Origin of the sequence: Methylobacterium sp. NPDC097929, assembly GCF_049543375.1 — a bacterium.
Classification (GTDB): domain Bacteria; phylum Pseudomonadota; class Alphaproteobacteria; order Rhizobiales; family Beijerinckiaceae; genus Methylobacterium.
In genome coordinates, this window is sequence record NZ_JBMVEP010000004.1 from 141,783 (window position 1) to 160,414 (window position 18,632).

18 protein-coding genes are annotated in these 18,632 nt (G+C 70.2%); 14 read left to right on the plus strand and 4 right to left on the minus strand.

Features of this window, described 5'->3' with window-relative positions:
* The first annotated feature begins 225 nt into the window (after positions 1–225).
* From ACPCJR_RS13115 to ACPCJR_RS13130, 4 genes are read left to right on the plus strand one after another with little or no spacing between them, the layout of a single operon-like run.
* Positions 226–924 (plus strand): hypothetical protein, encoded by a 699-nt coding sequence (locus ACPCJR_RS13115; protein WP_391512486.1) that lies wholly within the window; start codon positions 226–228, stop codon positions 922–924.
* Positions 924–2,795 (plus strand): glycosyltransferase, encoded by a 1,872-nt coding sequence (locus tag ACPCJR_RS13120; RefSeq protein ID WP_391512694.1) that lies wholly within the window; start codon positions 924–926, stop codon positions 2,793–2,795. Before ACPCJR_RS13115 ends, ACPCJR_RS13120 begins: the two co-directional genes overlap by 1 nt.
* The gene (locus tag ACPCJR_RS13125) at positions 2,792–4,867 is read left to right on the plus strand and encodes a glycosyltransferase (protein ID WP_391512487.1); all 2,076 of its coding nucleotides are present in this window, start codon (positions 2,792–2,794) and stop codon (positions 4,865–4,867) included. The genes ACPCJR_RS13120 and ACPCJR_RS13125 overlap by 4 nt, the downstream gene beginning before the upstream one ends.
* On the plus strand, positions 4,864–5,763 hold the full coding sequence (locus ACPCJR_RS13130; protein WP_391512488.1) for a hypothetical protein: 900 nt from the start codon (positions 4,864–4,866) through the stop codon (positions 5,761–5,763). The genes ACPCJR_RS13125 and ACPCJR_RS13130 overlap by 4 nt, the downstream gene beginning before the upstream one ends.
* Positions 5,764–6,001: 238 nt before the next feature.
* On the opposite strand, the gene ACPCJR_RS13135 is transcribed toward ACPCJR_RS13130, so the two are convergent.
* Both ACPCJR_RS13135 and ACPCJR_RS13140 read right to left on the minus strand, forming a co-directional pair.
* Positions 6,002–6,907 carry an aspartate dehydrogenase gene (locus ACPCJR_RS13135; RefSeq protein ID WP_391512489.1) on the minus strand — a complete coding sequence of 302 codons (906 nt, stop codon included), beginning with the start codon at positions 6,905–6,907 and terminating at the stop codon, positions 6,002–6,004.
* A 96-nt stretch (positions 6,908–7,003) separates the two neighbouring features.
* The gene (locus ACPCJR_RS13140) at positions 7,004–7,936 is read right to left on the minus strand and encodes a LysR family transcriptional regulator (RefSeq protein WP_391512490.1); all 933 of its coding nucleotides are present in this window, start codon (positions 7,934–7,936) and stop codon (positions 7,004–7,006) included.
* Between the two features lie 433 nt (positions 7,937–8,369).
* Here ACPCJR_RS13140 and crcB point away from each other — a divergent pair, with 433 nt between their 5' ends.
* The 4 genes from crcB (at position 8,370) to ACPCJR_RS13160 (ending at position 10,223) form a co-directional block, all read left to right on the plus strand.
* On the plus strand, positions 8,370–8,738 hold the full coding sequence (gene crcB / locus ACPCJR_RS13145) for a fluoride efflux transporter CrcB (RefSeq protein WP_391512491.1): 369 nt from the start codon (positions 8,370–8,372) through the stop codon (positions 8,736–8,738).
* Positions 8,739–8,766: 28 nt separating this feature from the next.
* A complete protein-coding gene (locus ACPCJR_RS13150; protein ID WP_391512492.1) occupies positions 8,767–9,456 on the plus strand; it encodes a M15 family metallopeptidase in 690 nt (229 codons plus the stop codon).
* Between the two features lie 168 nt (positions 9,457–9,624).
* A complete protein-coding gene (locus tag ACPCJR_RS13155; RefSeq protein WP_391512493.1) occupies positions 9,625–9,900 on the plus strand; it encodes a hypothetical protein in 276 nt (91 codons plus the stop codon).
* Positions 9,897–10,223 carry a hypothetical protein gene (locus ACPCJR_RS13160; protein ID WP_391512494.1) on the plus strand — a complete coding sequence of 109 codons (327 nt, stop codon included), beginning with the start codon at positions 9,897–9,899 and terminating at the stop codon, positions 10,221–10,223. The genes ACPCJR_RS13155 and ACPCJR_RS13160 overlap by 4 nt, the downstream gene beginning before the upstream one ends.
* 160 nt (positions 10,224–10,383) lie before the next feature.
* Here the strand turns inward: ACPCJR_RS13160 and ACPCJR_RS13165 are convergent, their stop codons facing one another.
* Entirely contained in the window at positions 10,384–11,022 is a 639-nt protein-coding gene (locus ACPCJR_RS13165; protein ID WP_391512495.1) for a MarR family winged helix-turn-helix transcriptional regulator, read from the minus strand.
* A gap of 204 nt (positions 11,023–11,226) precedes the next feature.
* On the opposite strand from ACPCJR_RS13165, the gene ACPCJR_RS13170 reads away from it, so the two are divergent.
* The 6 genes from ACPCJR_RS13170 to ACPCJR_RS13195 all read left to right on the plus strand — a co-directional run bounded on the left by ACPCJR_RS13170 (position 11,227) and on the right by ACPCJR_RS13195 (position 18,197).
* Entirely contained in the window at positions 11,227–13,446 is a 2,220-nt protein-coding gene (locus ACPCJR_RS13170; protein WP_391512496.1) for a glycosyltransferase, read from the plus strand.
* A 31-nt stretch (positions 13,447–13,477) separates the two neighbouring features.
* Positions 13,478–14,245 (plus strand): glucose-1-phosphate cytidylyltransferase, encoded by a 768-nt coding sequence (rfbF, locus tag ACPCJR_RS13175; RefSeq protein WP_391512497.1) that lies wholly within the window; start codon positions 13,478–13,480, stop codon positions 14,243–14,245.
* Entirely contained in the window at positions 14,245–15,342 is a 1,098-nt protein-coding gene (gene rfbG, locus ACPCJR_RS13180; protein ID WP_391512498.1) for a CDP-glucose 4,6-dehydratase, read from the plus strand. The genes rfbF and rfbG overlap by 1 nt, the downstream gene beginning before the upstream one ends.
* On the plus strand, positions 15,339–16,568 hold the full coding sequence (locus ACPCJR_RS13185; protein WP_391512499.1) for a methyltransferase domain-containing protein: 1,230 nt from the start codon (positions 15,339–15,341) through the stop codon (positions 16,566–16,568). Before rfbG ends, ACPCJR_RS13185 begins: the two co-directional genes overlap by 4 nt.
* Positions 16,569–16,737: 169 nt before the next feature.
* Positions 16,738–17,271: a dTDP-4-dehydrorhamnose 3,5-epimerase family protein gene (locus ACPCJR_RS13190; RefSeq protein ID WP_391512500.1), complete on the plus strand. Its 534-nt coding sequence runs from the start codon at positions 16,738–16,740 to the stop codon at positions 17,269–17,271.
* Complete coding sequence (locus ACPCJR_RS13195; protein WP_391512501.1) at positions 17,268–18,197, plus strand: NAD-dependent epimerase/dehydratase family protein; 930 nt, start codon at positions 17,268–17,270, stop codon at positions 18,195–18,197. Before ACPCJR_RS13190 ends, ACPCJR_RS13195 begins: the two co-directional genes overlap by 4 nt.
* Here the strand turns inward: ACPCJR_RS13195 and ACPCJR_RS13200 are convergent.
* Positions 18,172–18,570, minus strand: coding sequence for a response regulator (locus tag ACPCJR_RS13200; RefSeq protein WP_110350854.1), 399 nt, complete (start codon positions 18,568–18,570; stop codon positions 18,172–18,174). The two genes, ACPCJR_RS13195 and ACPCJR_RS13200, sit on opposite strands and share 26 nt — an antisense overlap.
* Positions 18,571–18,632: the final 62 nt, after the last annotated feature.

The following is an 18,632-nucleotide window of genomic DNA, read 5'->3' on the forward strand; positions in this document are numbered from 1 at the left end:
CTTTTCGCCCAAACCATCCTTGCAAGCGTCAGCCAAGCAATCCGGCGGCGCGACCTCTCCGGATCGTGCGGAGCGCTGGATGGCTTCGGCTTCGCCTCGCCCTGACGGGATGAGGCGGAAGCGATCGGCCGGACGCCGTCTTGGAGGGGTCTTCGCGGCTTCTTCGCGGTTCCCCTGGGTGCGGATGACAACTTCTAGGCCTCTCTCAGCGGGTCGCTTCCCTGCATGAGTGCCGCTCCGCTTCCTCGGCCGGCGAACGGTGAGCCTGCGCCCGTCGCGGGCCGCCTCGTCGAGGCCGCACCCGGCGCCCTCGTGCTGCGCTTCCCCCTGCCGCCCTCGCTGCCGATCCCCCTGCACGTCGCGGCGCCCAAGGACGTCGCGCTGGTCACCTGGGCCTTCGCCGGGCTCGAAGCGGGCGCGAGCGAGGGGCCCGTCGGCCTGCTGGCAATCGACGCGTCGGGGGCCGCGCTTGGCGAGACCCTGACCCTCGCCACGCATTTCCGCGACCTCACCCTGCGCCTTGAGCCGGCCTCGGCCGACGCCCTGAGCGCCGCTGAGCGTACCCTCCTCGCGCGGGCGTTGCTCTCCTCCGGCGCGGCGGGCCTCCCGTTGCTCGGGCGCCTGTTCGCGCTCGTCGAGGCGGCGGTCACGGCCTTGCCGGTCGCCGCAGATGCGCCGGACCTTGCCGACGAGGCCGGCGGTTGGACGCTCGGCGGCACGGCCATTCCGCACGGCCTGCTGTTTCGCACCCGTGCCGGCTGGGGCTGCGCCCGGGTCGCGCGCGCCGCCCTTGGGTTCAAGCCTCATCCGCGCCAGCGGCTGACCCTCGACCCGGTCTGGGGCGCGGCGCCGGAGGGCTTGCCCGAGCGCTCCTTCGCGCTCCATGCCCACGGCTTCACCGCGCTGACGACATGGGCCTCCTGATGCCGGCCGCCGGGACGGACAAGCTCGCGATCCTCGTGCTCGCCCCGATGCCGGCGGCGCCCGTCAGCGCCGGCAACCGGCGCCGGCTCGTCGCCACCTGCGAGGCGCTGAGCCGCGGCGGCTTCGCCGTCGATCTTGCCTATTACGCCCACGAGGATCAGGTCTATCGCCGCTTCGGCCAGCACCCGCCGACCGATTTTTCGGGAATGGAGCGATCGTTCCGGAACGTCTTCCTGATCGAGGCCCGCACCGTCATCCCGCTCAAGACGCGCTCGAACGCCTTCGGCATCGACGAATGGTGCCCCGACGAGGTCGGCGACTTCGTCACGTGGTACTTCTCTCGGTACCCCGAGACCGGCGCCGTGCTGGTGAACTACGTCTTCCTCTCTCGCGCCCTGGAGCGCGTGCCGCCGGGCGTGCTGACGCTCATCGACACCCACGACCGCTTCGCCGGCCGGCAGGAGCAGTACCGGCCGTTCCGGGCCGAGCCGAACTTCTTCTACACCGACGAGGCGGGCGAGGCGGCGGGGCTGTCGCGCGCCGACCTCGTGCTGGCGATCCAGGCGGCGGAGGCGCGGGGCTTCGCGGCCCTCACCGACCGCCGCGTCCTGCTGCTGCCGCCGCATTTCCCCGCCCGGCGGCCCTTCGCCGTGCCGGAGCGGGTGGCGCGCATCGGCTTCCTCGGCCACGGCAACGATCCGAATCTGTTCTCGATCGGCCGCTTCGTCCGCGCCTGGGCGCAGGACTGGACGCCGGGCCGGCCAAAACTCGTCATCGCGGGCGAGATCTGCCGCAGCCTGCGCGGCGTCGAGGGGCCGGGCGTGCAGCTGCTCGGCTATCTCGACCGGCTCGAAGACTTCTACGACCAAGCCGACCTCGTCGTGGCCCCGATGCTGATTGGCTCCGGCCTCAAGATGAAGGTCGGCGAGGCGCTCTCCTTCGGCCGTCCGGTGATCGGCACGGAGATCGGCCTCGAAGGCTTCGAGCCGACCGAACCGGCCCATCGCTGCCGGGACGCGGAGGCCGTCAAGGCGGCCGTGCTGGCGGCGGCGCGCGACGCGGAGGCGCTGGCGCGGCTGACGCGGGCGAGCGCCGCACTCTACGAGCGCTACGCGCAGACGGCGCTGGCGGCCGAAGCGGAGCTGATCGGGCTTCTCGACGCGCACCATTCCGGCCGTGTTCCCCCCTCGCCCCGCCCGCGGGAAGAGGAGCGCGACGCCCCCGGCATCGGCGCGACGAGCGCCACCCGCGGCGCCGGCCTTGTCCTGACCTGCGAGACCTCGACCCGCTCCCTGCCCGCCACTGACCCCGAGTTCGGCGTGCTCGTCGCCACCGAGCGGCGTTCCGGCAGCGGCAGGGCGGAGGTCTACCGGCCGGAGCGTCGGCGCTGGTTCGCCCGCCCGGATGCCGCCGCGACCGGAGCGATGCCGGATCTCGGCGCGCTCGACGTCGCGCTCTCGCCGGAATGGGTGCGCGACAAGAACCTGCCCGCACCGGCAAGGGCAGCCCTGGCCCGCGCCTTCGCCGGCATGCGGGCAGATTGGGAGAGCGCGGGGCGGATCGTCGGGCGCACGGCCGAGCGCATCGAGATCGCGACGCTGCTGCCCGGCGTTCTGGTCGGCGGGAGCCATCCGGCCGCCTGCTTCCTGATCGCCGGAGACGGCGCCATCGAATTGCGGCTGGAGCGGGTCACGCCGCTCCAGTTGCGCGGCGCCGAAGCCTATGCCGACCGGACCGGGCGCCTGCCCGCGCCGCTGCCGGTGAGCCTGGGCCTGCGCGCCGCCGATCCGCTGCCGGCCGCGCCGGCGCACCTCCTCTTCCTCACCGATGACGGAATTGGCCGGATCGCTCTCGCCGGGGACGCCGCATGAGCGAGACGCCCGCCATCCCCCTGCTCGACACCGTCGATCCCGGCACCGGCCGCCGCGCCGCCCTGGCGGAGGCCGCGCTGCTGTGGGAGTCGCTCTTCCGCAACGGCGTCCGCCTCGCCTTCGCGCCGGAGCCCGAGCCGGACGTCTCCATCGTCATCGTCGCCCGCGACGCCCGCCATCTCCTGGCCCTGACGCTCTACCGCCTCTGCGCCGGCCAGAAGCTCGCCGGGGCGAGCTTCGAGGTCGTGCTGGTCGACAACGCCTCCGCGCCGGAGACCCGCGCCCTCTACGGGCGGCTCGACGGCGTGCGGCTCATCGAGAACGCCACCAACACCGGCTTCGGCCCAGCCTGCAACGCCGGCGCGCAGGCGGCGCGGGGCCGGTTCGTCCTGTTCCTCAATCCCGACGTGGACCTCCTGCCCGGCGCGCTCGCGGCGATGGTCGGCACGTTCCGTAATCACGCGGGCACCGGCATCGTCGGCGCCCGCCTCGTCTTCCCCGGCGGCTATCTGCAGGAATCAGGGGCGGGCTTTCGCGACGATCCGCAGCTCACCCACCCGTACGGGCGCGGCGATGCCGACCCCCTCGCGCCGGAACACGCCGCGACCCGCGAGGTCGGCTACGTCTCCGGTGCGGTGCTGATGATCGAGCGGGTCTTCTTCGAAGAGCTCGGCGGCTTCGATCCGCTGTTCGCGCCCGCCTATTTCGAGGACACCGACCTCTGCCTGCGCTGCCATCAGGCCGGGCGGCGGGTGCTGGTGCAGCCGCGGGCCACCGCGATCCACTACGAGAACGCCACCAGCGCCCGCCGCGAGGACGTGGAGGCGCTGCTCGACCGCAATCGCGCCCGCTTTTTCGAGCGCCACCGGGCGAGCCTGTTCGAGCAGGGTCCGCAGCCGCGGGGCGGGACCACGCTCGACCACGACCCGTGGCGCCTGCGCGTACTCTACGTGGACGACCGCGTGCCCCATCTCGACCTCGGCGCCGGCCTGCCGCGGGCCAACGTCATCCTCAACGCCATGGCGGGCCTCGGCTACGCCGTCACCTTCTTCCCGAACTACGAGGCGGATGCCGAGGAGTCGCAGCGCTACCGCGACCTCGACGAGCGGATCGAGATCCTCCACGCCAGCGGCGATGCCGGCTTCGCGCGCCTGATCGCCGAGCGGCGCGACCGCTACGACGTGCTCTGGGTGAGCCGGCCGCACAACATCCTGTTCGTGACGCAGGCGCTCCAGGCCGCCGGCCTCGACCCGCGCGGCTTCGTGCGATCGCGGGTGATCTTCGATTCGGAGGCCCTGTTCGCCCTGCGCGACTTCGTGACGGGTGCGGCTACCGACGGCAGCGCGGTGGCCGCGGATCTGGCGTGGCAGGCGGCGCGGGAGACCCGCCTGTTCGGCCTCGCCGACGCGGTGGTCTGCGTCTCGCCCGCCGAGGCGCGGGTGCTCGCCCGCTACAGTCCCTGCAACGCCGCGGTGCTCGGCCACGCCCTGACGCTGCCCGAGACACCGACGCCGGATTTCGCCGCGCGCGCGGGCTTCGTCTTCGTCGGCGCACTCGCCCGCGAGGGCCAGCCCAACGTCGATTCCCTCGACTGGTTCTTCGAGAGCGTCTGGCCGCGGGTGCGGGCGCGGCTGCCGGAGGCGCGCCTCACGGTCGTGGGCGGGATTGCCCCTGAGATCCGCGAGCGCTTCGCCCGCCAGCCCGGCGTGCGCGTGACCGGCCGGGTGCCGGAGACCGAGCCCTATCTCGATGCCGCCCGCGTCTTCCTCGCTCCGACGCGCTTCGCCGCGGGCATCCCGCACAAGGTCCACGAGGCGCTGGCCCGGGGGCTGCCCTGCACCGTGACGCCGATCCTCGCCGATCAGGTCGGCTGGGAGGACGGCGCCGGCTTCCTCGTGCGCGATTGGCGCGACCCGGCCGGCTTCGCCGAGGCGCTGATCCGCCTGCACGAGGACGGTGCCCTGTGGCAGGCGGTCCGCGCCGAGGGCCTCGCGCGCATCGCCGCGGATTGCGACGCCGACGCCTTCGCCGCCACGATCCGGGGCCTGTGCGAGGCGCAGGTGGTGGCATGAGCGCGCCCTCCCCCCTCGCCCGCCTCGTCGGCCTCGCCTCCGGTCTCCTGCGCCGCGCCGTGATCGGCCGCGTGCCGAAGCTGTTCGATGCCGCCTATTACCGGGAGCGCAACCCGGGCGTGGCCCGGAGCGGCCTCGACCCTTTCCTGCACTATGTCTGGTTCGGCGCGCGGCAGGACCGCAACCCGAACGCGGATTTCGACACCGCCTTCTACCGCCGCCAGAGCGGGCGGACCCGGCTCGATCCGGTGCGCCACTACCAGCGGATCGGCGCGGCGGCAGGCCTCGACCCGAGCCCGGCCTTCAGCACCAGCCTGTACCTCGCCCGCTACCCCGACGTGGTGAGCGCCGGGATCAACCCGCTCCTGCATTTCCGCAACGACGGCCGCGCGGAGGGGCGCGAGGCCGCCCCCTCCCCGATCGAGCCGGACCGCCTGCGCGCGCTCGACGGCGTGGCGGAGGATCACATCCTCACGCTTCCCGATGCGGAGGGCGGGCGCTTTGCCCTGACGCTGCTGCGGCACGCGCCCCTCGACCCGCAGGCGGAGTTCGCCCCGCGCGTCTGTCTCCAGCTCTGCGTCGACGGGATCGAGTACGACGCGCTGCTCGACGCCTTCCGCGCCTTCGAGACGGGCGCGCAGGCGGCGATCGCCCTGGAAATCGACACCGGCGCTGGGCCCCATCCGCCGATGCCGACGCAGCTCCTCGCCTTCGAGCGCTGCTTCCTCTCCCGCGCGGCCGGTGGCCGGACGCTGACCCTGCGCTACGCCGAGGCCCGGGTGTGGGACCTTCGCCTCAAGCGGCCGGGCGTCGCCGCGGTGTTTCCCGGCGGCGCCTTTTGCGCGCACGGCCTCGCCAAGGGCGAGGACTATAGGGCCAAAACTCAATCAGCTTGACCGTGCGGACGACCGCACGGGGTGGGAGGCGGGCTTCGGCGCTATGGCTGACACCGGACGTTCAAGCCGACGGCGAAGGGTTTTATTTGAATGCACCTCGAACAACCCGACGTTCCTGTCGGGAAAGGCGAATTGAGAGCGATCAAAGCTCAGCAGAATCTTGCGCAAATTCTGCTTACCGACACAATCATATCAGAACTCACAGAAGTACTGACTCGCCGAAATTCGTCTTCGCTCACTAATTGCCGACCAACAAAGCCTGATCGGAAGCAAGGCGCCGCAGCAACGCTATAATACTATCTCCTGCCAATTGACTTGTGCGAGGATTGTCGACCGATGGCTTCGCCTCAATATCGATTGATACATTGGCGGAATGACCTCGTGCGACAATGCGATGCCTGTTGCTCTCTGCCAACGGATCTGCCCAGATCTCGACATGGGTTTGCTCTGGACCAATCCCAGCAAGAGCGACAGCCGCAGCCACGTTGGCGTTGGTCGGGAAGGCTTGAACGGCCTGCCGCGCCGATCCTGAAAAAACTTTCGTGGAAACAGATAGTCTGCTAATATCAATACCTTGATCAAGTAGCCACGGTGCCCCCGCGAGGCTTATGGCAGGCTTGCGGGTGATCAATGAAACACTTTCTATTCCGCCTTCTTGCAAATTTCGTAATAAATCTATTCCACCGACAGCCCCGCTGGGCACAAAAATTCGCGATGCGTTTTCCATTGCCAGCCGGACAAGATCATCATTTTCTTCGGCAATGAGCGCTCCGACGCTAAGAGGAATTAATATTCGCCCCGCTCTCAGCACAGGCTCCGCCACGGACCGAAACAGTGAGGGTGGAAGTGCTTCAATGACAATATCTGCGTGCTGAGCAAGATCGGTAGCGGCTATGAACAGGGGATGTTGGGCCGTGATGTCTGGCGAGATCATACTTCTTACCCGAGCGGCCGCTCGGGAAGGATTGTGTGCGGAAAGAGCGGTGAGACTCAAGCCAGGTAAAGGTTCCGCCAGAAGTCGTTTTGCGACGGCGCCTCCTATCGCGCCTGCTCCAGCAATGCCGACGCGCAATGGATGAAGTCTCGATCTGTGGTCGCCGACGTCATTTGGCAGAACGTTTTGATTCAGGGAGACTTGGCTCATCGGTCTGACTTATTTCACGTCTGGGCAACACCATATAAATCGTAGGACAAACCTCTGGCCAATGCCGATTGCGCAAAGTTTCATGATAAAATTGCATCACTTTCGCGGTGCTTCAAGAGTGCGCTCGCCATTAAGGTAGGTCCACAACCTTTCCCCATCCAAGGGCAGCAAATTGTTTGATCGATAAAATCGGATTTGAAACGGAACATTCCACGTTTTGTCTCCTGCTGAAATTAGAACTCCTGAAGCAAGCTCTCCGGAGACGAGTGAGCGAGGCAGCCATGCTAAGCCTTGACCTCGTAGTGCCATGGCCTGTACGGCTTCCTTCAATGAACTTTCAAATACGGTTTCGTAAAATATTGGTGCGTCTTTGGATCGACTCGCGATGAGGCGACGTACAGCTCCTCCGAGAAGCGAACCCTCCGCAATAGAAAGGAGCTGCACCGGATATTTTTTCGAACTTGGTATGGCGTGAATGGCGCAACCTTGCGCATCAGTCGTTGATACAGGGATGAGTTCGTCCTGCCCAACAACAACATATGGAAGACGCTCGGCTGGAAGCAGTCGCATCAAAGGAAGGTCCGGAATCGGACAGAGGGCGAAATGCGCTCGACCTTGCGCCAGATTATCGAAACAGCGTTCTGCTGTGTTGCAGTCCAGTCTTGTTGGGAGTTGACCAAGGTGAAATTCTAGCGTCTGCAGCCATGTCGGGAAGAAAGTCGATGCCATGGTGTGCGTAGCAGTGACAATGATAGCGCCGCCCCTCTGCCGAGCAGCCTGCAAGGTCTGTGTTCTTCCAATTTCCAGAGTTTCTTCAACGCTAACAGAAACGCCATAGAAAACCTGACCTGCATCCGTTAGCTTGACCGGATGTGTCGAACGATCAACAAGTTCGGATCCGAGCCAGTCTTCGAGCGCTTTGATACGTCGACTAAAAGCTGATTGAGTCGTATTTCTAATTTCTGCTGATCGAGAAAAGCTTCCTGTTTCAGCTAAGCTGCGAAAATCCCTAATCCATTCAAGTTTCACGGCCAATCCATTGACTATGCGATTTTCGCACAACTTATCCTCAGAGCCGGCAGAAGGCCATAGCGGCTTTCCTCTTCCGGTCGATAGCTGCGACTGCGGTTGGGTCCAGCTTTGGCTGGGCTAGTAAAAATCCAGAGGATATTTCCTGATGCACTCGCAGTGACTCGGGACAAGCAGCCACCGTTGTGTCGTGTCCTAAAGCGGACATCGTGGTGGTCAGAGTGGGGTCGAGAGCAGCCCCTCGCATGGTAAAGCTGATTGGGTCTTGACCCTGGCCCGCCGGCTGAGCCCGCGCGGAGCGGGAAGCCGACGCGGCGGGCGTTTCCCGATCGATGCCGTCCGTACCGCGTGACGCCTCTTGGCACGCCCGCCCATTCCGGGAACAAGGCTTGCAACCGCACGACCGCCGCCTTCCGCCTCCTGGGTCCGCGCCTTGAACACGCTCCTCGTCTTCCTCGGCGCCGGCCTCGGCGGCGTGCTGCGCCACGGGGTCAACCTCGCCGCCCTGCGGCTGGGCTCGAACTTTCCCTGGGGCACGCTCGGCATCAACGTCGTCGGCTCCGTGCTGATGGGGGTCGTCACCGGCTGGCTGGCCCTGCGCGGCGGGTCGCCCCAGGCCCGCCTGTTCGTGGCCACGGGGATTCTCGGCGGCTTCACCACCTTCTCGACCTTCTCACTCGAAACCGTCGTCCTGATGGAGCGGGGCGAGTGGCCGGCCGCCCTGGCCTACGTGCTGGTCTCGGTGCTCGCCGGCATCGGCGGGCTCGCCCTCGCGCTCCTGGTGATGCGGCAAGCCCTGTGACGGCCTTCGCTTCGATCGAGGTCGGCCCGTGAGCCTGCCTCCGCTCTCCCGCCGATGCGGACCGCTGCTCGCGGCGGCGCTCGCGGCCGCGCCGGCAGCGGCCGCGGCGCAGGCGAACCCCTTCGTCGATGCTGCCCAGGTGGTGCCGGGGCTTGCCCTCGACATGCGCTACGCCGGTTCCGACAACTTCGTCGGCCGGCTCATCGCCGGCTACGAGGCGGCCCGCTGCCTGCTGACGCCGCGGGCGGCGCGGGCCCTCGGCCGGGCTCAGGCGGCGCTGGCGCCGGAGGGCCTCGGCCTGAAGCTGTTCGACTGCTACCGGCCGCGCCGCGCGGTCGCCGATTTCGCGGCCTGGGCCCGCGACCCCGCCGAGACCCGCATGAAGGCCGCCTATTATCCGCGGGTCGACAAGGCGGACCTGTTCCGCCTCGGCTACATCGCCGAGCGCTCCGCCCATTCCCGCGGCTCGACCGTGGACCTGACGCTCGTCCGCCTCGCCGACGGAGCGGAACGCGACATGGGCACCCCGTTCGACCTCTTCGACGCGGCCTCGGCCACCGAGGCGCCTGGGATCGGCGCCACGCCGGCCCGCAACCGGCGCCGACTGCGGGACGCGATGATTCGCGCCGGCTTTGTCCCGTACGCCCAGGAATGGTGGCACTTCACCCTCCGGGACGAGCCCTATCCCGACACCGCCTTCGACCGGCCCGTGCGCTGAGCCGGCCGGGGCGACAGGGACAAGCCGAGACGCCAGCGCATCTTTTTCGGCCCGCTTGAATTCTTCCAAATCGAGACTGCACCTCAGAAGAAAAACAGCGACTTGTAGTATTTCCAATGTTTTCTCAGGAACTTGCGCAGTAAACAGCAAGTGCGCCATGATGAACCCATGGCACACATCATTCCCTTCCCGGACGCTCCCCAGGGCAGCCCCTGGCCGTCACCGGCCGCCGCGACGCCCGCCGGCCGACCTCTGGGCGGCCTCGCTGCAACGGTCGACGCCTTCCTCGACGGCCTGCTCGATGCCCTGCGGCTGGCGTGGTGGGACGGCTCCTCCCTGCGCCTGAGCCGGGGCGGGCTGGAATCGCTCGTCGGCCTGGAGCCCGGCGACGCGACGCCCCCGCGCCGCGGCCCCGTGGCTTCACGCGTGACGGTGCGGGCATGAGCGCGGGTCTGGTCACCGCCCCGCCGGACGCTGCGGAGCGTCACGCGCAGGGCACGCTCGAGCGGGCTCTGACGGCCGCCTTCTGGCAGGCGCTGCAGCGGGAGCCGATGCACGTCATGGCAGCCCTGGAGGCCGCGGCGCGCACCGTGGGAGCGCTCTACCGGCAGGCCGCCGCCGTGCACGGCCCCAACGGCGCCTGCGGCTGCGGCTGGGAGCCGGACCCGGATTGCGACCTCATCGTGCTGGAAGCGATGCTGGCCGCCGCCCTCTCCCGCCCCGCCCACACGGATCTCGCCGACATGGCGCCGGCCGGCCGGGCCTGATCCCGGGTCCCTCGTCGCGGGGCCACGCGGCACGCTTGGCCGATCGACTCGGCCCGCGCCGCGCTCGGGATCGCGTCGGCTTCGCCTCGCGATGGCGCGTGCTCGACTCCAAATGCTCTCGCGGGCCGTCTCCCGAAGGAATCCAGTGCCCCGCCCCGGTTCAGCTGCGGGCGACCGCGTCCGAGGCGCCGGGGCCGAGCAGGATCTCCTCCTCCTCGTCGGCCTCGCCGTCCATCTCGTGGTCGGCCTCCTCGTGGCCCGTCACGCCCGCGGCTTCCGCGAGGCTGCGGGCGACCTTGCGCAGGAGCTTGCGCAGGCGGCGGCGCTCCTTGTTGTCGAAGCCTTCGAGCAACTCGGCCTCGACCTCGTCCCAGATGCGCTCGATCGCGGCGGCCTTGGCCATCCCGGTCTCGGTCAGGCGGACCCGCACGATGCGGCCGTCGCCGGCCTCGGCCCGGCGCTCGACGAAGCCGAGCGCGGCCAGCCGGGAGATCGTTTTCGAGGCGGTAGGGGGACGCACCCGCAGGGTGGCGGCGAGGTCGCCCATGGTCATGCTGCCGGCCGCGGCCAGCGCCTGCACCACCTGTTCCTGGCCCGCGAACAGATCGAGGGCGGCGAGCCGGTCGCCGACGCGGGCGCGGTGAAGGCGCGCCGCCTGGACGAGCGCCCAACCGACGCTCTTGGCCGCCGGGGGACGCAGGCGCTTGACGGTCTTGCCGTCCTTCGCGCCGCGACCGGCCGCCTTGCCGGAGATCTCGCCGTGCGTCGACACGGCGACCGCTTCGTTTGTCGCCGACATGATCCCGGTTTCCCTTCGCGGACGCGCGGGCTTCGACGCTGACATAGGATGTCGCCCTATGGCTTCCCGCGGGACAGCATCTGCCGCCTCGCGATGAAACTTCGATGACAGAGCCGGTCTGATCGCGCGAACCAAGCCGACAATACACCGCTTGTGCGAGAAATCGCTTCACCCGACCGCCGATTCCGTGGTTTCCCGCGCCGCATGACCATCGACGCGACATCGGGAGAACGGGGGGGGCCGAGGGGGCGGGAATCGCTCGGCCTCTACCCCCTGCGCGACCTGCGCCGGGCCACGGACGGCGCCTGGAGAGCGACCGGCCCCGATCCGGTCTTCGGCCTCGGCCCCGCCACCGCTCTGGCGGCGCTCTCGGGCCGACGCATCCGCATCCGCTGCCGGCCGGAAGACGTGCGGCCGGTGCTCGCGGTCGAGGCGGAGGGCGAGGCGGAGCCGCGCCGCTACCGGCTGACCCCGCGGCCGGAGGGCACCGACGACGTGATCCGCCTGCCCGCCGGGACCCGCGCGCTGCGCATCGAGGCTGTCGAGGCAGGCCCCTCCTTCCGCCTCGACGCCGTGCGGATCGAGCCCGTGGGTCGCGTCACGGCGGGGTTTCACGCCGCGCGCGCCGTCCTCGAACGGCTGCCGCCGCAGGAGCGCCGCCCGCTTCGCCTGTTGCGCCGGGCCTGGGGGCTCCTGCGCAGCGTGCCTCCGGGCGAGATCCGGCGGCGCCTGACCCGCGCCGCGCAGACCCGCCGCCCGCCCGCGAGCTACGCCGCCTGGATCGCGGCCGTGGAGACCCCGGCCCTGCCCGCTCCCTCGGCGGTGCCGGCGATCCTCGCGGCGCTGACGGAGCGCCCGCTCGTCTCGGTCGTCATGGCGCCGGGCACGGCCGATCCCGCGCCTCTCGCCGAGGCCGTCGCCAGCCTGAGGGCGCAGAGCTATCCCGATTGGGAATTGTGCCTCGCGGTTCCGCCCGCTTCCGCCCTCGACGCGCTCGCCGGCGAGGACGCCCGCATCCGCCCCCTGCCCGCACCGTCCGGCAGCAGGCTCGCGGCCCTCGAGGCGGCGCTGACCGGCGCGCGAGGGTCCTACCTCGCCCCGCTGGCGCCCGACGCCCGGCTCGCGCCCCACGCCCTGCTCGCCATGGTCCGGCGGCTCGCAGCCGAACCCGACCTCGACATGCTCTATTCCGACGAGGACCGGATCGGCCCCGACGGTGAGCGGCGCGACCCGCACTTCAAGCCGGACTGGTCGCCCGAAACGCTGGAGGCCGGGTTCTATACCGGGGCGCTCGCCCTCTACCGCACGACCCTGGTGCGCGCCGTCGGCGGCTTCCGCGCGGGGAGCGAGGGTGCGCCGGATTACGATCTCGCACTGCGCCTGACCGAGCGCACGGAGCGCGTCGGGCACGTCGCCCAGATCCTCTGCCACCGCCACGGGACGGCCGAAGCGGACGAGGCCGCGGCCGGGGCGCTCGCGGAGCGGGCCCGGCGCACCGGCGGGCTCGATTCCGTGCGCATCGTCGCCCCCGGCCTCTACGCCCTGAGGCGGAGCCTGCCCACGCGCCCGCCGGTCTCGATCGTGATCCCCACCGCCGGGCGCGACAGCCGCATCGGCGGCCGGACCGTCGATCTGCTCGCCGCCTGCCTTGCCAGCATCCGCGGGACCAGCCGCTACGAGGCCATCGAGATCGTCGCGGTCGACAACGGCGACCTGCGCCCGCAGACCCGCGCAGCCCTGGAGCAGTTCGGGGCGCGCTCCGTGACCTGGGAGCAGCCGGTCTTCAACGTCGCGGCCAAGATGAACCTCGGGGCGCGGGCAGCGCGCGGCGCCGTGCTCGTCTTCCTCAACGACGACATCGAGGTCATCAGCCCCGACTGGATCGAGGCGATGCTGGCGCTGCTGCAGATCCCCGGCGTCGGCGCGGTCGGCCCGAGGCTCCTGTTCGAGGACGGCTCGCTCCAGCATGCCGGCGTGGTCTTCGGCGAGGGCCTGCCCGACCATGTCCGCCGCGGCTTTCCCGGCGACGATCACGGCGATCACGGTTCGAGCCTGACCAACCGCAACTACCTCGCGGTGACGGGTGCCTGCGTGATGGTGCGGCGCGCCGAGTTCGAGGCGATCGGCGGCTTCGATGAGGGCTACGCCATCAACTACAACGACATCGACCTCTGCCTGCGGCTGGGGGAGCGCGGCCTGCGCACGGTCTATTGCGCGGGGGCGAGCCTCCACCATTACGAGAGCCGCAACCGGGTGCCGACCGTCGATCCCGCCGAGCAGGCCCGCTTCCGCAAGCGCTGGGGCGCGCGGCTGGCCCGCGACCCGTATTACGGGGACGCCTTCGGCATCCGCCCGCCCGCTTTCGAGCTCGATGCCGAGCGGTTTCCGCAAGCCGCGCGGCGCATGGTAGAGGCGTGGCGATGATGGCGACGACGCAACGACCCGGAGGCCGTCCGTGAAGGCGGTGATCCTCGCCGGCGGGCTCGGCACGCGGCTCTCGGAGGAGACCGTGGTGCGCCCCAAGCCGATGCTGGAGATCGGCGGACGGCCGATCCTCTGGCACATCATGCAGATCTTCGCCGCCCACGGCGTCACCGAGTTCGTGATCTGCCTCGGCTACAAGGGCTACGTCATCAAGGAGTTCTTCCTCAATTACCGCCTGCACCTCAGCGACGTGACGCTCGACCTCGGCCGCGGCGACGTGCAGTTCCACCGCTCGGCCGCCGAGGACTGGCGGGTCTCGCTGATCGAGACGGGCGACGCCACCATGACCGGCGGGCGCCTGAAGCGTGTGCGCGACTATCTCGGCGAGGACGACTTCTTCATGACCTACGGCGACGGCGTCGCCGACATCGACCTCACGCGGCTCGCCGCCTTCCACCGGGCGCACGGGCGGCTCGCCACCCTGACGGCGGTGGTGCCGCCGGGCCGCTTCGGCGCCCTCGACCTCGCGGGCGACGCCGTCCGCAGCTTCCGCGAGAAGCCGGCGGGCGACGGGGCGACGATCAACGGCGGCTTCTTCGTGCTCTCGCCCAGGGTGCTCGACCGGATCGAGGGCGACGCCACCGTGTGGGAGAGCGGCCCCCTGGAGAGCCTCGCCCGAGACGGCGAACTCCACGCCTACCACCATCACGGCTTCTGGCAGGCGATGGACACGCTGCGCGACAAGAAGCACCTCGAAGAACTCTGGGCACGCGGCGACGCGCCCTGGAAGGTGTGGTGATGGGCGCGCTCAACCCCGATCCCGCCTTCTGGGCGGGCCGGCGCGTGCTGCTCACCGGGCATACCGGCTTCAAGGGCGCGTGGCTGAGCCTGTGGCTCTTCCGGCTCGGCGCCCGCGTCACCGGCTTCGCCCTCGCGCCGGAGACGCGGCCGAACCTGTTCGAGGCGATCGACTTCCCGCCGGAGTCCTCGCGGATCGGCGACGTCCGCGACCTCGGCGCGCTGGCGGCGGCCGTGCGGGAGGCCGAGCCCGAGATCGTGATCCACATGGCGGCGCAGGCCCTGGTGCGGCCCTCCTACGCCGATCCGGTCGGCACCTTCGCGAGCAACACCATGGGCACCGTCCACCTGCTGGAGGCGGTGCGGGCGGTGCCGAGCGTGCGCGCCGTCGTCGTCGTGACGAGCGACAAGGCCTACGAGAACCGCGAATGGCCCTACGCCTACCGCGAACCCGAGGCCATGGGCGGGCGCGACCCCTACAGCGCCTCGAAGGGCTGCGCCGAACTCGTCACGAGCGCCTACCGCGCCTCGTTCTTCGGCGCGGGCGGCCACCCGGCCCGGATCGCCAGCGCGCGGGCGGGCAACGTCATCGGCGGCGGCGACTGGTCGGCCGACCGGCTGATCCCCGACATCGTGCGCGCGTTTCAAGCGGGGCAGTCGGTCGAGATCCGCGCGCCCCACGCCATCCGCCCCTGGCAGCACGTGCTGGAGCCGCTGGCCGGTTACCTGCGCCTCGCCGAATGTCTCGCGGGCGAGGACGGCGCGGCCTTCGCGGAAGCCTGGAATCTCGGCCCGGCGGACGAGGATTGCCGCCCGGTTGCCCATCTCGTCGAGCGGCTTGCTCAAGGCTGGGGCGCGGGCGCCGGCTGGCACCTCTCGCGGCAGACGCATCCGCACGAGGCGACCTATCTCAAGGTCGATGCCTCCAAGGCCCGCGCCCGGCTCGGCTGGGACCGGCGCCTCGGCCTCGACACGGCTTTGGACTGGACCGCCGCATGGTACCGCGCGGCCGCCGCCGGCAGCGATCCGCGGGCCCTGGTCGAGGCCGAGATCGCGCGCTACGAGGCCCTCGGCCAGCCGCCCGGAGCCCGCGCGTGACCGCACCGACCTGCCGCGCCTGCGGCGCCGACCTGACCCGAACCTTCTGCGATCTTGGCCTGTCGCCGCTCGCCAACTCCTACGTCACGCCGGAGCGGCGTTACCGGGGCGAGGTCTTCCACCCGCTCCACGCCTATGTCTGCGACGCCTGCTGGCTGGTGCAGCTCGAAGCCTTCGAGAGCCCCGAGGCGATCTTTTCGGATTACGCCTACTTCTCCGGCTTCTCGGCGGGCTGGCTGCGGCACGCGGAAGCGTACGTCGCGGCGATGATTGAGCGCTTCGGCCTCGGTCCGGACAGCAAGGTCGTGGAGGTCGCGAGCAACGACGGCTACCTGCTGCAATACTTCGTCGCCAGCAGGGTGCCGGTGCTCGGCGTCGAGCCGGCCGCCAACGTCGCCCGGGTCGCGGTCGAGCGCGGCGTGCCGACGGAGGTCGTCTTCTTCGGCCGCGACACCGCCCGACGGCTGGCCGCGGCCGGCCACAGGGCGGATCTGACCGCGGCCAACAACGTGCTCGCCCACGTGCCCGACATCCTCGACTTCGCGGCGGGCTTCGCCGAGATCCTGAAGCCGGAGGGCGTCGCGACCTTCGAGTTCCCGCACCTGCTGCGGATGATCGAGAGCCAGCAGTTCGACACGATCTACCACGAGCACTTCTCCTACCTCTCGCTCGGCGTGGTGATCGGCATCCTGCGCCAGCAGGGCCTGCGGGTGTTCGATGTCGAGGAATGGCCGACCCATGGCGGCTCGCTGCGCGTCTTCGCCTGCCACGCGAATGCCGCGCACCAGCCGACCCCGGCCCTGGAGCGGGTGGTGCTCAGCGAGTGGGGCGCCAACCTGTTCGACGCGTCCGGCTACGCCGGCTTCGGGCGGGCGGTGGCCGACATCAAATGCGACGCCCTGCGCTTCCTGATCGAGGAGCGGGCGGCGGGCCGCACGGTCTGCGCCTACGGCGCAGCGGCCAAGGGCAACACCTTCCTCAACTATTGCGGCATCGGCCCGGAGCTGATCGGCGCGGTCGCCGACCGCTCGCCGCACAAGCAGGGCACGTGGCTCCCCGGTAGCCGCATCCCGGTGGTCTCGCCCGACGAACTCCTGGCGATGCGTCCCGACACGGTGCTGATCCTGCCCTGGAACCTCAAGGACGAGATCGCCGGGGAGATGGCGGCCATCCGCGAATGGGGCGGGCGCTTCGCCGTGGCGATCCCCGAATTGACGGTGTTCTGATGGGGGATGCCAAAGGTCCCGCGCGCTCCGTCATTGCGAGGCGGAGCCATCCCGCTGCGCCGTTCCATCCGGAAACGGCGCGCCTCTGGATCGCTTCGCTCGCGCTCGCGATGACGGCTGGGAATGGATCGCACGACGGCCCCCCGAGCCGCATCGATCGGCACCCCTCATGATTTTCGAGGAGCTTGCCCTCCCCGGCCTGTTCCGCGTCGCGCCCGAGCCGCACGCGGACGAGCGCGGCTTCTTCGCCCGGACCCAGTGCGAGGAGACGTTCGTCGCGCGCGGTCTCGTCGGCCGCTTCGCCCAGTCGAGCGTGTCGTTCAACCACCGCCGCGGCACCGTGCGCGGCATGCATTTTTCGCGAGAGCCCCATGCCGAGACCAAGCTCGTGCGCTGCACGGCCGGCGCGATCCACGACGCGGTGATCGACCTGCGGCCGGGCTCGCCGACCTATCTTCGCACCGTCTGCGTGACGCTCTCGGCCGCGAACCGCCACGCGCTCTACATCCCGGCCGGACTCGCCCACGGCTTCCAGACGCTGAGCGACGACGCGGAAATCCTCTACATGATCGACCGCCCCTTCGTGGCCTGCGCCGCCGACGGGGTGCGCTGGGACGATCCGGCCTTCGGCCTCGCCTGGCCCGAGCCGGTGACGGTCATCGCAACCCGCGATCTCGCCTTCCCCGACTGGACGGGGCGGTGACGCGGGTCCTCGTCACCGGCGGGGCCGGCTTCGTCGGCCGCCACGCGGTGGCCGCGCTCAGGGCCCGCGGATGCGAGGTCCACGCCGTCGGCCGGACCGCACCGCCGGGCGTGCAGGCCTTCCACGCCGCCGACCTGCTCGACGAAGGCCAACGCCGCGCCGCCGTGCGGGCGGCCGGCGCGAGCCATCTCCTGCATCTGGCCTGGATCACCACACCCGGCCGCTACTGGCAGGCGCCGGACAACCTCGACTGGACGGCGGCGAGCCTCGACCTCGTGCGGACGTTCCGCGAGTCGGGCGGCCTCCGTGCCGTCGTGGCGGGGACCTGCGCGGAGTACGACTGGACCGACCTATCGGGCCTCCAGAGCGGCCGCCTTCCTGAATCCGCCCCCTGCCGCCCGGCCACCCTCTACGGCAGCGCCAAGGACGGCCTGCGCCGCATCCTGCACGCCTACGCCCCATCCGCCGGACTCTCCCTCGCCTGGGGCCGGCTGTTCTACCTCTACGGTCCCGGCGAGACGCCGGGCCGGCTCGTGGGCGACGCGGCCCGCGCCCTGCTCTCGGGCCAGCGCCTCGCCACCAGCGAGGGACGCCAGCGCCGCGACTTCCTGCACGTCGCCGACGCGGGCGCCGCCTTCGCGGCCCTGCTCAGCTCGGGCGTCGAAGGCCCCGTCAATCTCGGCTCGGGCGAAGCCGTACCGGTTCGGACCATCCTGGAAACCGTCGGCGCGCTGACCGGGCGCCACGATCTGATCGATTTCGGCGCGCGGCCGCTCGGTGCCACGGAGCCGGCCTGCATCGAGGCCGACATCCACCGGCTCACCGACGCGGTCGGCTTTCGCCCGGCCTACGGCCTGGAGACTGGCTTGGCCGGGACGGTCGAGGGCTGGCGCGCCGCGCTCAGCAATGCGGCATCAGCCCCTTGAGACGGGCCAGGATGTCCTCGCCCGCGCAGGGCCGGGCGATGAACTGGGCGCCGTTCGGCATTCGGTCGGGATCGGGCGCGGCGCGGCCGGACACGATCAGGATCGGCAGTTCGGGCCGCGCCTGCGCCACAGAGGTCGCGAGCTCGAAGCCGTTGACGCGGCCGGACAGCTCCACGTCGGTCACGAGCCCGCAGATGTCGGGCCGCGCCTGAAGAATGGAGAGCGCCCGCTCGGCGGAAGCGCATTGTACGGTGTCGTAGCCGCCCTCCTCCAGCACGTCGCCGAGATCCATGATGGTCAGCGCCTCGTCCTCGACGATGAGGATGACGGGACGGTCGGCTTCCGGATTCGTCGTCTCGGTCTCGCTCGCCACCTTAAGCTCTCCCCGATTGCCCCAACGACCCAATTGGTTCGCGGACTTGACCGTTTCCCCGA